This window comes from Achromobacter sp. SIMBA_011, assembly GCF_046535435.1.
GTDB classification, from domain to species: Bacteria; Pseudomonadota; Gammaproteobacteria; order Burkholderiales; family Burkholderiaceae_B; genus Achromobacter; species Achromobacter dolens.
Map to the genome: position 1 here is coordinate 1 of NZ_JAWRWN010000014.1, position 12,121 is coordinate 12,121.

10 protein-coding genes are annotated in these 12,121 nt (G+C 66.8%); 1 reads left to right on the forward strand and 9 read right to left on the reverse strand.

The genetic code is table 11. From position 1 onward, the window contains the following. The 8 genes from der to ndk all read right to left on the reverse strand — a co-directional run. Positions 1–832 (reverse strand): ribosome biogenesis GTPase Der (der, locus tag SB816_RS29045; protein ID WP_410547927.1); only part of this gene is annotated, 832 nt, incomplete at its 3' end. A 25-nt stretch (positions 833–857) separates the two neighbouring features. Further along, positions 858–2,015: an outer membrane protein assembly factor BamB gene (gene bamB / locus SB816_RS29050; RefSeq protein WP_175167649.1), complete on the reverse strand. Its 1,158-nt coding sequence runs from the start codon at positions 2,013–2,015 to the stop codon at positions 858–860. Between the two features lie 5 nt (positions 2,016–2,020). Continuing rightward, positions 2,021–2,659 (reverse strand): YfgM family protein, encoded by a 639-nt coding sequence (locus SB816_RS29055; RefSeq protein WP_054503919.1) that lies wholly within the window; start codon positions 2,657–2,659, stop codon positions 2,021–2,023. A gap of 3 nt (positions 2,660–2,662) precedes the next feature. Next, the gene (gene hisS, locus SB816_RS29060; protein ID WP_116793158.1) at positions 2,663–3,949 is read right to left on the reverse strand and encodes a histidine--tRNA ligase; all 1,287 of its coding nucleotides are present in this window, start codon (positions 3,947–3,949) and stop codon (positions 2,663–2,665) included. A 56-nt stretch (positions 3,950–4,005) separates the two neighbouring features. Further along, positions 4,006–5,292 carry a flavodoxin-dependent (E)-4-hydroxy-3-methylbut-2-enyl-diphosphate synthase gene (gene ispG / locus SB816_RS29065; RefSeq protein WP_410547928.1) on the reverse strand — a complete coding sequence of 429 codons (1,287 nt, stop codon included), beginning with the start codon at positions 5,290–5,292 and terminating at the stop codon, positions 4,006–4,008. 15 nt (positions 5,293–5,307) lie between these two features. Next, a complete protein-coding gene (locus SB816_RS29070; protein ID WP_006387853.1) occupies positions 5,308–5,808 on the reverse strand; it encodes a helix-turn-helix domain-containing protein in 501 nt (166 codons plus the stop codon). Continuing rightward, positions 5,805–6,959 carry a 23S rRNA (adenine(2503)-C(2))-methyltransferase RlmN gene (gene rlmN / locus SB816_RS29075; protein ID WP_111727654.1) on the reverse strand — a complete coding sequence of 385 codons (1,155 nt, stop codon included), beginning with the start codon at positions 6,957–6,959 and terminating at the stop codon, positions 5,805–5,807. The genes SB816_RS29070 and rlmN overlap by 4 nt, the downstream gene beginning before the upstream one ends. Before the next feature lie 41 nt (positions 6,960–7,000). Then, positions 7,001–7,426: a nucleoside-diphosphate kinase gene (gene ndk / locus SB816_RS29080; protein WP_006387851.1), complete on the reverse strand. Its 426-nt coding sequence runs from the start codon at positions 7,424–7,426 to the stop codon at positions 7,001–7,003. A gap of 432 nt (positions 7,427–7,858) precedes the next feature. On the opposite strand from ndk, the gene SB816_RS29085 reads away from it, so the two are divergent. Further along, positions 7,859–10,753 carry a valine--tRNA ligase gene (locus SB816_RS29085; RefSeq protein WP_024068347.1) on the forward strand — a complete coding sequence of 965 codons (2,895 nt, stop codon included), beginning with the start codon at positions 7,859–7,861 and terminating at the stop codon, positions 10,751–10,753. 77 nt (positions 10,754–10,830) lie between these two features. On the opposite strand, the gene SB816_RS29090 is transcribed toward SB816_RS29085, so the two are convergent. Beyond that, positions 10,831–12,120 carry an NAD(P)/FAD-dependent oxidoreductase gene (locus tag SB816_RS29090; protein ID WP_410547929.1) on the reverse strand — a complete coding sequence of 430 codons (1,290 nt, stop codon included), beginning with the start codon at positions 12,118–12,120 and terminating at the stop codon, positions 10,831–10,833. Between the last annotated feature and the right edge of the window lies 1 nt (position 12,121).

Consider the following 12,121-nt stretch of genomic DNA (forward strand, 5'->3'; position numbering starts at 1 on the left):
GCGCGTCCAGCATCAGCAGCACGACGTTGCTGGCCTCGATGGCCTGCAGCGTCTTGATGACCGAGAACTTCTCGACCGCCTCGAACACCTTGCCGCGCTTGCGCAGGCCGGCGGTGTCGATCAACGTGTAGCGGCGGCCATCGCGTTCGAAGTCGATCTCGATGGCGTCGCGCGTGGTGCCGGGCATGTCGAACGCGATCACGCGCTCTTCGCCCATCAGGGTGTTGATCAGCGTCGACTTGCCGACGTTGGGACGGCCGACGATGGCCAGCTTGATGCGGTGGTCGTGCTCGCCCTCTTCGGCCGGCTCTTCTTCCTCGGCCGGCGGCTCGGCCAGGTCCTGCAGCGCGAGTTCGATCAGGTCGACGATGCCGTCACCGTGCGCCGCCGAGATGGGATAGGGTTGCCCCAGACCCAGCTCGTGGAATTCGGCGATGGCGGCGCCCGCCCCCATGCCCTCGGCCTTGTTCACCGCCAGCAGCACGCGCTGCTGTCCCGACTTGCGCAGCAGCGTCGCGATCTCGTGGTCATGCGCGTTCAGGCCGGCGCGGGCGTCCACCAGGAACACCACGACGTCGGCCTCGGCGATGGCCTGCCGGGTCTGGCGCGCCATCTCCAGCAGGATGCCGTCCTTGGCGACCGGCTCGAAACCGCCCGTGTCGATGACGATGAAGGGGATATCGCCCACCCTGCCCTCGCCGTAGTGGCGATCGCGGGTCAGGCCGGAAAAATCGGCCACCAGCGCGGCGCGCGATCGCGTCAGGCGATTGAATAGGGTCGATTTCCCCACATTGGGGCGGCCGACCAGGGCAACGACAGGCTTGAAAGACACGGTGTAAGGCTTTGTTCTTGAGGGTTTAGTTGGTGCCGATCAGGACGAGATTGCCATTGCCCGTCTGGACCAGCACACCTTGGGGAGTCGTCTGCGGCGGCGAAACGATGGCACCGCCGCCCACCGACAGGCGCGCCATCAGGCTGCCGTCGCTGCGCGACAGGAAATGCACGTAGCCGTCCAGGTCGCCGACCGCGAGCGCGCCGCCCAGCAGGGCCGGCGCGGTGAGCTGGCGATTCTTCAGCGCAGCCTGCTTCCAGACATTGCCGCCGTTGTCCAGCGCAAAGGCGTTGACCACGCTGTTCTGGTCGGCAGAGTAGGCAAAACGCTGATCCAGGGTCATCCCACTGACGCTGGAGAAGTCCTTCGCCCAGATCGGACGGCCGCCGGCCGTGACGTCAAAGCACACGATACGCCCTTGGTAGGCCACCGCGCAAAGCAGATTGCCGGCGATGCGTGGCGCGCCGACCACGTCGGTCAGGCGTTCCAGGTCGCTGGCGCCGCGCGGGGTGGCGACGGTGCCTTCCCATTGCACGTTGCCGCTGTCAGAGGCGATGGCCATCATCTTGCCGCCGGGCAGGCCAGTGATGACGAGGCCTTCGGCCAGCACCATCTGCGCGGCGCTGCGCAGGGCCAGCGCCGGGCCGGGCCGCTGCACGCTCCAGAGACGCTCGCCGTTGTTGGCGTCGAAGGCCTGGATGCGGTAGTCGCCGCTGCGGACCACGACGATGCCATAACCCACCACTGGCGGGATGTTGACGTCGCTGGTGGCGCGCACCTTCCATTTGACCTTGCCGCTGTCGTCGAAGGCGACCACGTCGCCGTCGGGGGAGGCCACGGCCGTGGTGGTGCCGTCGCTGCCCGCGCCCGCGGTCAGCTTCACGCCGGCCTGCGACTTCCAGATGGGACGACCGCTCTGCAGGTCGAACTTGCCGACCGAGCCATCGGGCGTGGCGGCGTAGACCGCGTTCTCGAGCACCGTAGGCGCAAAGCCAAGGCCGGAGCCGCTGCCGATCGAGGTCGACCAGACCTGGCGCACCGACATGCCGGCCTTGTATTCGGTCAGGGGAGCAGGGTCGTAACGGCCGTCGTCATGGGAAAACAGGCCGCAACCGCCCAGGGCGAGCAAGCTCGTCAGGCAAACAGCGCCACGCCACGTCCGGCCAAAGGCAAATTTACGCATTACAGTCACGCTCCGCTCAGGGCATCCAGTTTCAGTTGCACAACCTGGGTCAGCGGATTCGCCGTGCCCAGGCCATCAATGGCGCTTTGCCATGCCGCACGCGCGTCCTCGCGCTTGCCTTGCGCCGCGAGGATATCGCCACGGCGGTCGGCGAACAAGGCGGCGAACGCGGCCGGGGCGTTGTTCAGTTGGCCCAGCGCGGCGTCGTATTGCTTCTGATCGAGCAACAGACCCGCCAGGCGCAGCCGGGCGACGGCCTGCATGGACGGGTTCTTGGATTGACTGGCCAGCCACTCGAGCTGCTGGCGGGCGCCGTCGACGTCCTTTTGGGCCTGCAGCGCCTGGGCCGCCACCAGCGCGCCGCGGGCGGCGTAGCCGGTCGAGCCGTATTGGTCGCGCAAGGTCGCCGCGGCGGCCTTGATGCGCACCGACGAATCGGCGCCACCCAGGCGGGCGGCGTCTTCGAGCGCCTCGAAATAACCCATGGCCTGGTTGGCCTTGTGCGACTGGTAGGCCTTGGCGCCCCACCAGCCGCCCCATGCCACCGCCACGGCGGCCACCAGCGACAGCACCAGCGTGCCGTAACGAGCCCACCACGCCTTGATCGCGTCGAGTTTTTCCTGTTCTTCCAGATCGTATGCCATGCCCTAACCCTTGATATTCAATACGTCGGCCAAGCCCGCCAACGGGACTTGCTGCTGCGCGGCGTCGCCTTGGGCGTCGGCGCGCAGGAATTTGATGCTGGCGGTCTGCGAAGCCACTTCATCGGCGCCAAGGATAACCGCAACCCGGGCGCCGCTGGCGTCCGCGCGCTTGAATTGGGACTTGAAGCTGGCGGCGCCGGCATGCACCACCACCGACAGGCCGGCGTCGCGCAGGTCTTCGCCGACCCGGGCGGCCAGGCGCTGCGCCGCTTCGCCCTGGTGCACGACATAGACCTCGCATTCGGCAGGCGACTCGATCTGCACGCTCTGCTCCCACAGGTCCAGCAGGCGTTCCATGCCGATGGCGAAACCGACGGCCGGCGCGGGCTTGCCGCCCAGCAGCTCGATCAGGCCGTCATAGCGGCCGCCGCCGCAGACGGTGCCCTGGGAGCCGAGGCGGTCGGTCACCCATTCGAAGACGGTCAGGTTGTAGTAGTCCAGCCCGCGCACCAGGCGCGGGTTGAGGCGGTATTCGATGCCGGCGTCGGTCAGGCGCTGGCACACGCCCTCGAAGTGCGCGCGCGATTCCTCGCCCAGGAAGTCGAACAGGCGCGGGGCGCTGTCGGCCATTTCCTGCATGGCGGGGTTCTTGGTGTCCAGCACGCGCAGCGGATTGGTATACAGGCGGCGCTTGCCATCCTCATCGAGGATGTCGACGTGCTTTTCCAGGTGCGCGATGAGGGCGGCACGGTGCGCGGCGCGCTCGGCCGGCTGGCCCAGCGAATTCAGTTCGAGGCGCACGTCGGTCAGGCCCAGCAGCTTCCACAGGCGGGCCAGCATGACGATCAGTTCGGCGTCCACATCGGGGCCGGCGAAGCCCAGGGCCTCGACGTCGATCTGGTGGAACTGGCGGTAGCGGCCGCGCTGCGGGCGCTCGTGGCGGAACACCGGGCCGATCGAGTAGACGCGCTGCGGGCGGTCGTACAGCAGGTTGTGCTCGATCGAGGCGCGCACGATGCCGGCGGTCATCTCGGGCCGCATGGTCAGCGATTCGCCGTTGAGCGCGTCGGTGAACGTGTACATCTCTTTTTCGACGATGTCGGTCACTTCGCCAATGCCGCGCGTGAACAGGCGCGTATGCTCAAGCACGGGCGTACGCACATTGCGATAGCCGTAGCCGCGCAGCCAGCCGCGCACGATTTCCTCGAATTGCTCCCAGCGGGCGCTGGCCCCTGGCAGCAGGTCATTCATGCCGCGAATGGCGGCGACTTTCTGGAAAGCTTGAGTCATCTTGATCATGCCGCTCCGCGCGCCGGCAAGCGCGCCTCGCGGCCACACCCTTTCTTTTAATGAGAGGCGAGCGCGCCGTAGCGACGCGCAACGTAGTCTTCAACGATGGCCTGGAATTCTTCGGCGATGTGGTCGCCCTTCAGGGTGACCGTGCGCTCGCCGTCGACGAACACCGGCGCAGCCGGCACCTCGCCGGTGCCCGGCAGGCTGATGCCGATGTCCGCGTGGCGGCTTTCGCCAGGCCCGTTGACCACACAGCCCATGACCGCGACATTCATGTTTTCGACGCCGGGGTACTGGGCGCGCCACACCGGCATCTGCCGGCGCAGGTAGGACTGGATGCTATCGGCCAGTTCCTGGAAGAACGTGCTGCTGGTGCGGCCGCAACCGGGGCAGGCCACCACCATGGGCGTGAACGCGCGCAGGCCCATGGTCTGCAGGATCTCCTGCGCCACCACGGCCTCGCGGCCGCGGTCGCCGCCCGGTTCCGGCGTCAGCGAGATGCGGATGGTGTCGCCAATGCCCTGCTGCAGCAGCACGGCCAGCGCGGCGGTCGAGGCGACGATGCCCTTGCTGCCCATGCCGGCTTCGGTCAGGCCCAGGTGCAGCGGATAGTCGCAACGCGCCGACAGGTCGCGGTAGACCGCGATCAGGTCCTGCACGTGACTGACCTTGCACGACAGGATGATGGCATCGCGGCGCAGGCCGAGTTCCTCGGCGCGCTGGGCGTTGCTGATGGCGGACACCACCAGCGCGTCGCGCATCACCGCCTGCGCTTCCCAGGGCTGGGCGCGGCGGCTGTTTTCGTCCATCTTGCGCGCCATCAGCTCGTGATCCAGGCTGCCCCAGTTCACGCCGATGCGCACCGGCTTGTCGTAGCGGCAGGCCACTTCGATCATCTGGGCGAAATTGTCGTCACGACGCTTGCCGCCGCCCATGTTGCCCGGATTGATGCGGTACTTGGACAGCGCCTGGGCGCAGTCCGGGAATTGCGTCAGCAGCTTGTGGCCGTTGTAGTGGAAATCGCCCACCAGCGGCACGTCCACGCCCATGCGGTCGAGCTGCTCGCGGATCGCCATGACTTCCCTGGCGGCTTCGGGCGTGTTGACGGTGATGCGCACCATCTCGGAGCCGGCCAGCGCCAATTCCTTGACCTGGATCGCCGTGGCGATGGCATCGGCGGTGTCGGTGTTGGTCATGGACTGGACCACCACCGGCGCGTCGCCGCCGATCATGACCGTGCGGTCGCCCCACTTCACCGCCACCGAACGCGTGGCGCGGCGGGGAGCCGCGCCCACGGCGGGCGGCGGCGCATCCTGGCAAGGCAGAGAGGAATCTTGCATCGGCGAAACCGGTATTTACTTGGACAGCTTGGGAAGCCAGTCGAACGCCAGCCATTGCTGCGGCAGCCAGCCCTGCCAGAAGGCATAGGCGACGCCGGCGGCAAGCACCAGCACGATGGCGATCAGCCAGCCCCAGGAGGTCGAGGACGCGCGATCGTCGTCGGCGCCGGACTGGGGAATGGAATGGGCCGAATGCAGCGCCCCCGGACTCAGCTTGACCGGGCCGGTGACGCGGGCCTTGGGGTCGAGCGAATCAACGATTGCCTGCGAATCGGCGCCCAGCATGCGGGCGTAGTTGCGGATCAGGCCGCGCAGCGAGACGCCGGTGGGCAGTTCGCCCCACTGTTCGTTCTCGAGGGCCTCGATCTGCTTGGCCGAAAACTTGATGCGGCTGGACACTTCGTCGAGCGACCAGCCCTTGGATTGGCGCAGCGTGCGCAGCGCCGAGCCCACATTGCCCGAACCGCCCGCGCTCGCGGGCGTCTCTGAAACTGCAGAAGCGATATCCTGCGTCATGCATGCACCTGTCTAATTGGTATGGTCTGGCGCTGCGCGGCGTTCCGCTCGGTGATGCGGGTACGGTCGCGCACTTCTCCAGCCAGTTGACCACAAGCGGCGTCGATATCGTCCCCCCGGGTCTTGCGCACCGTCGTGATGATGCCGGCGTCCATCAGACGCTGGGCGAACACCTTGACGCGGGCCGAAGGCGAACGCTTCAGGCCGGAGGCGGGGAAGGGATTGAACGGGATCAGATTGAGCTTGCAGCGGATCTGGCGGGCAATGTGTATCAGTTCCTTGGCGTGCTGGTCGGTATCGTTGATGCCATCCAGCATGCAGTATTCAAACGTGATGAAGTCGCGCGGCGCGAAAGCCAGGTAGCGTTCGCACGCGGCCAGCAACTCCTTCAACGGGTATTTCCTGTTCAGCGGCACCAGCTCGTCGCGCAGCGCATCGTTGGGCGCATGCAGCGACACGGCCAGCGCCACCGGACAGTCCTGCGACAGGCGGTCCATCATGGGCACCACGCCCGACGTGGACACCGTGACGCGGCGGCGCGACAGGCCATAGGCATTGTCGTCGAGCATCAGGCGCAGGGCCGGCAGCACCTGGTCGTAGTTGAGCAGGGGCTCGCCCATGCCCATCATGACCACGTTGCTGATGACGCGGGTGTCTTCGGTGGCGCGCGCGCCTTCCAGGCGCGCGGTGCCAACGTCGGCTTCCAGCACGCGCTTGGCCCACCACAACTGGCCGATGATCTCGCTGGTCTTGAGGTTGCGGTTGAACCCCTGGTGGCCGGTCGAGCAGAAACGGCAGTTCACCACGCAGCCCGCCTGGCTGGAGATGCACAACGTGCCGCGGTCGTCCTCGGGGATGAAGACGGTTTCGATGGCGTTGCCCTGCCCCACGTCGAACAGCCACTTGCGGGTGCCGTCCGACGAGCGCTGCTCGGTGTTGACCGCCAGCGCCTCGATGACGCAACGGGACGCCAACTGGCCGCGGAAATCGCGGGCCAGGTCGGTCATGGCGTCGAACGAATCGGCGCCGCGCTGGTGCATCCAGCGCTGCAACTGGCGGGCGCGAAACGGCTTGCCGCCCCACTGCCCGACGAGTTCGGACAGGGCGGAGCCATCCAGCCCCAACAGGTTGATTCGTTCGACGGATTCCATGACCAGGGTATTGCTATGACGCTAAAGGAATTTCCGGGAAATCAACGGCTGTGGATGTTGATTTCGGGGAAGAAGAAAGCCACTTCGACAGCGGCCGTTTCCGGCGCGTCCGAGCCGTGCACGGCGTTGGCGTCGATGCTGTCGGCGAAGTCGGCGCGGATGGTGCCCGGGGCGGCCTTCTTGGGATCGGTGGCGCCCATCAGGTCGCGGTTCTTCTGGATGGCGTCTTCGCCTTCCAGCACTTGCACGAACACGGGGCCCGACACCATGAAGTCAACCAGGTCCTTGAAGAAGGGGCGTTCTTTGTGGACGGCGTAGAAACGCTCGGCGTCGGCGCGCGACAGTTGGGCCAGGCGGGCGGCGATGACCTTCAGGCCGGCTTGCTCGAAGCGGGCGACGATCTGGCCGATGACGTTCTTGGCGACGGCGTCGGGCTTGATGATCGAGAGGGTGCGTTGGACGGACATGAGAACTCCAAAAACGGATACTGACTGGTTTCTATGATTGCCTGGCGTGGCCTGCGCTCGTTGGTGTCACCCTTCAAGCGGCAGCGCGCCATGGGCGCGCAAGCGACTCGGAACAACTGCGTTGACAGCGCGTTCCGGGCCGTCCCGGCCGCCTGTGCCAAGGCGGGGATTCGACACTGCCAACCCTTCGGAGTGATCCCGGGGTTGCCCCCGGGCTGTCCCACCTCGAATGCTTCGCTCGATTCATTGCGCTGAAATTCGCAGCGTTTTTTCAATGAACTTTTGGCGAAACCTCAATGAATTCAGGGACTTCTAAAAGGTTTACAGTAACCCGGTATTCTAACACGCCGATACGACCGCATTACATCTTAAAATGAGCGGTTTGCTTGCCCGTTTCCATCGACCGGGCGCCCTGTCTGCCGGAACCCTGTAATGACTCAAGCCGCTCCCCCGAACGCCGCGTCCGCCGCGACCGACTCCCCGGAACTCTCCAAGAGCTTCGAACCCGCCGAACTCGAATCCCGCTGGTACGCCGAGTGGGAAAAGCGCGGCTACTTCGCCGCGGGGTCGCACGTAAAAACGGGGACCGAAGGCCAGCCTTACGTCATCCAGTTCCCGCCGCCCAACGTGACGGGCACCCTGCACATGGGCCATGCGTTCAACCAGACCATCATGGATGGCCTGATCCGCTACCACCGCATGCTGGGCGACGACACCGTTTTCATTCCGGGGACGGATCACGCCGGCATCGCCACGCAGATCGTGGTTGAAAGACAGCTCGACGCGCAGAAGGTTTCCCGCCACGACCTCGGCCGCGAGAAATTCGTCGAAAAAGTGTGGGAGTGGAAGGAAAAGTCGGGCAACGCCATCACCGGCCAGGTGCGCCGGCTGGGCGCCTCGGCCGACTGGCCGCGCGAGTACTTCACCATGGACGACCGCATGTCGCGCGGCGTGGTGGAGACCTTCGTGCGCCTGCATAAACAGGGCCTGATCTACCGCGGCAAGCGCCTGGTCAACTGGGATCCCAAGCTGCTGACGGCCGTGTCCGACCTGGAAGTCCAGTCGGAAGAGACCGACGGCCACATGTGGCACATCCTCTACCCCTTCGTCGACGGTCCGCAGACCATCGTCGACAAGGACGGCCAGACGGTCACCCTGCGCGGCATGACCATCGCCACCACCCGCCCCGAGACCATGCTGGCCGACGGCGCGCTGTGCGTGCACCCTGAAGACCCGCGCTACAAGCACCTGGTCGGCAAGGAAGTCGAACTGCCGCTGTGCGACCGCAACATCCCCATCATCGCGGATGACTTCGTCGACCCCGAATTCGGCACCGGTTGCGTCAAGATCACCGGCGCGCACGACTTCAACGACTACGCCTGCGCGATGCGCCACGACCTGCCGCTAATCGTGATCTTCACGCTCGACGCGCACATCAACGAGAACGGCCCCAAGCAGTTCCAGGGCATGGAGCGCTACGAGGCCCGCAAGGCCGTGGTGGCCCAACTGGAAGCCGAAGGCTACCTCGTCAAGGTCGAGCCGCACAAGATGATGCAGCCCAAGGGCGACCGCACCGGCGTCGTGCTCGAGCCCATGCTGACCGACCAGTGGTTCGTCGCCATGAGCAAGCCGGCCCCCGAGGGCACGCTCAACCCGGGCAAGAGCATCACCGAAGTGGCGCTGGAGGTCGTCGCCGACGGCCGCATCCAGTTCTACCCGGACAACTGGACCACCATCTACAACCAGTGGCTCAACAACATCCAGGACTGGTGCATTTCGCGCCAACTGTGGTGGGGCCACCAGATTCCCGCCTGGTACTCGGATGACGGCCAGGTGTTCGTCGCGCACGATGAGGCCGAAGCCGTCCAGCAGGCCCGCGCCGCCGGCGTCACCGGCGAGCTCAAGCGCGATCCGGACGTGCTGGACACGTGGTTCTCGTCGGGCCTGGTACCCTTCACCACGCTTGGCTGGCCCGACAAGACGGCCGACCTGGCGCGCTACCTGCCGTCCAGCGTGCTGGTCACCGGCTTTGACATCATCTTCTTCTGGGTCGCGCGCATGGTCATGCTGACCACGCACCTGACCGGCCAGATCCCGTTCAAGCACGTCTACGTGCACGGCCTGATCCGCGACGCCGACGGCCAGAAGATGAGCAAGTCCAAGGGCAACACGCTGGATCCGGTCGACCTGATCGACGGCATCGACCTGGACGGCCTGGTGGCCAAGCGCACCTACGGCCTGATGAATCCCAAGCAGGCCGGCGCCATCGAAAAGGCCACGCGCCGCCAGTACCCGGACGGCATTCCCGCCTTCGGCACCGACGCGCTGCGCTTCACCATGGCCGCCTACGCGACCCTGGGCCGCAACATCAACTTCGACCTGAAGCGTTGCGAGGGCTATCGCAACTTCTGCAACAAGCTCTGGAACGCCACCCGTTTCGTGCTGATGAACACCGAAGGCCACGACCTGACCGGTCCGGACGCGGGCGAAACCTCGTTCGTCGACCGCTGGATCGTCAGCCAGCTACAGGCGCTGGAAGCCGACGTGGCCCGCGGCTTCGCCGACTACCGTTTCGACAACGTGGCCAACGCGCTGTACCGCTACGTCTGGGACGAATACTGCGACTGGTACCTGGAACTGGCCAAGGTGCAGATCCAGACCGGCACGCCGGCCCAGCAACTGGGCACGCGCCGCACGCTGATCCGCGTGCTGGAAGGCGTGCTGCGCCTGGCCCACCCGATCATTCCGTTCATCACGGAAGAGCTGTGGCAGAAGGTCTCGGTGGTGGCCGGCAAGCGCAAGCAAGGCGTGGCAGACAGTGTCAGCGTGCAGCCGTACCCGCAGGCCAATCCGGCCGCCGTGGACACCGCCGCCGAAGCCGACGTGGCCGAACTGAAGGCCCAGGTCGAGGCCGTGCGCGCCCTGCGCGGCGAGATGAACCTGTCGCCGGCGCAGAAAGTGCCGCTGTGCGCCCAGGGCGACGCGCCCACGCTGACGCGCAACGCCCCCTACCTGGCCGCGCTGGCCAAGCTCAGCCAGGTGGACGTGCTGGACGCCCTGCCCGACGCTGGCGCGCCGGTGCAGGTGGTGGGCGCCAGCCGCCTGATGTTGCATGTCGAGATCGACGTGGCCGCCGAGCGCGTGCGCCTGGACAAGGAAATCGCCCGCCTGGAAGGCGAGATCGCCAAGGCCAACGGCAAGCTGTCCAACGCCAGCTTCGTTGAACGCGCCCCGGCCGCCGTGGTCGAGCAGGAAAAGGCCCGCCTGGCTCAATTCGGCGAGACGCTGCAGAAGGTGCGCGAACAGCGCGGCAAGCTGGGCAACTGATCGCCCGGCAATGCGTTCATGCAAAGGGCCCCGGATCCTCTCCGGGGCTTTTTTTCGCGCGGCCTGATCGCATCGGCCTATACGCCGCCGTCGGTCATCCGGTACCAGGTGACCACGGCGTTCACGTACAGGCGGCGCAGTCCATAGAGCGGAAACGGCTTTACGGGCGACAACGGCACCGGCAGCGCCTTGGCGTCGCCGCTGACGAGGTACTGCGCCATGGCGCGGCCCATGCTGGTCTGCAGGCCCACGCCGCGCCCCTGGCAGCCGATATCCACCAGCAGCCCGGGCTGCGGCTCGTGCAGGTGCGGCAGATAGTCGCGGGTGATGGCCACGCGGCCGCACCAGCGGTACTCGAACGGCGTGCCGGCCACCTGCGGGAACATCTTCACCATCACCCGTTCCAGGTGGGCCCAGTCCTGCGGCCCCTTGGGCTCGCGGAAGGGCCCACGCCCGCCCATCAGCAGGCGGCCCTGGTGGTCCAGGCGAAAATACAGCAGCAGGTTGCGGGTATCGGACGTGACGTGGCCTTCCGGAAAGATGCCTGCGCGCAGGCGCTCCGGCAGCGGCGTGGTGGCGACCTGGAAGGTATTGGCGTCGATGATCGAGGTCTTCAAGCCCGGCAGCAGATCGGCGCCGTAGGCGTTGGTGCACATCACCACGCGGTCGGCGGTCACGCTGGCGCCGCCGGGAGTCGTGGCGGTCCACTTGCCGCCGTCGCGCTTCAGACCGGTGACTGGCGTGTCGGTATGAATCACGGCGCCGGCATTCAGGGCGGCGCGGGCCAGTCCGCGCGCATAGCTCAGCGGCTGCACCGCGCCCGCGCGGCGGTCGACCCAGCCGCCCAGGTAGCGGTCGGCCCCGATCAGCCGCGCCACCTCGGCCCGGTCCAACGGCTGCGCGTCGGCGCCATGGCGCGCCCATTGCGCGGCGCGGGCGTGCGCCAGTTCCAGCGCGGCGGGATTGTGCGCGCCCTGGATCCACCCCCTGCGCACATACGGCACGTCCATGGCATGCCGTTCGATCAGGTTGAACACCGCGTCGGCGGTGGCGCCAGCGAAGCGCACCAGGCGTTCGCCGCGCTCGGCGCCGAACATCGAAACGAGCGCATCGGGATCGTACTTGAGGCCGGGAATGACCTGGCCGCCGTTGCGCCCCGAGCCCCCGAAGCCGATCTCGCGCGCTTCCAGCAGCACCACCCGCACGCCCTGCTCGGCCAGGTGCAGCGCGGTGCTCAGGCCGGCGTAGCCGCCGCCCACCACCAGCACGTCGGCCTGCTCGGACTGCGTCAGCGGCTGCGTGTCCGGCGGCGGCGCCGCGGTGGCGGCCCAGAGCGACGGGGAAAGCGGAAACGGCGTCTGCGACATG

Excerpts from the sequence above, each read along its gene's own strand:
- bamB (WP_175167649.1), bottom strand. The coding sequence starts at position 2,015 with ATGCGTAAATTTGCCTTTGGCCGGACGTGGCGTGGCGCTGTTTGCCTG.
- SB816_RS29055 (WP_054503919.1), bottom strand. The coding sequence starts at position 2,659 with ATGGCATACGATCTGGAAGAACAGGAAAAACTCGACGCGATCAAGGCG.
- hisS (WP_116793158.1), bottom strand. The coding sequence starts at position 3,949 with ATGACTCAAGCTTTCCAGAAAGTCGCCGCCATTCGCGGCATGAATGAC.
- ispG (WP_410547928.1), bottom strand. The coding sequence starts at position 5,292 with ATGCAAGATTCCTCTCTGCCTTGCCAGGATGCGCCGCCGCCCGCCGTG.
- SB816_RS29070 (WP_006387853.1), bottom strand. The coding sequence starts at position 5,808 with ATGACGCAGGATATCGCTTCTGCAGTTTCAGAGACGCCCGCGAGCGCG.
- rlmN (WP_111727654.1), bottom strand. The coding sequence starts at position 6,959 with ATGGAATCCGTCGAACGAATCAACCTGTTGGGGCTGGATGGCTCCGCC.
- ndk (WP_006387851.1), bottom strand. The coding sequence starts at position 7,426 with ATGTCCGTCCAACGCACCCTCTCGATCATCAAGCCCGACGCCGTCGCC.
- SB816_RS29085 (WP_024068347.1), top strand. The coding sequence starts at position 7,859 with ATGACTCAAGCCGCTCCCCCGAACGCCGCGTCCGCCGCGACCGACTCC.
- SB816_RS29090 (WP_410547929.1), bottom strand. The coding sequence starts at position 12,120 with ATGTCGCAGACGCCGTTTCCGCTTTCCCCGTCGCTCTGGGCCGCCACC.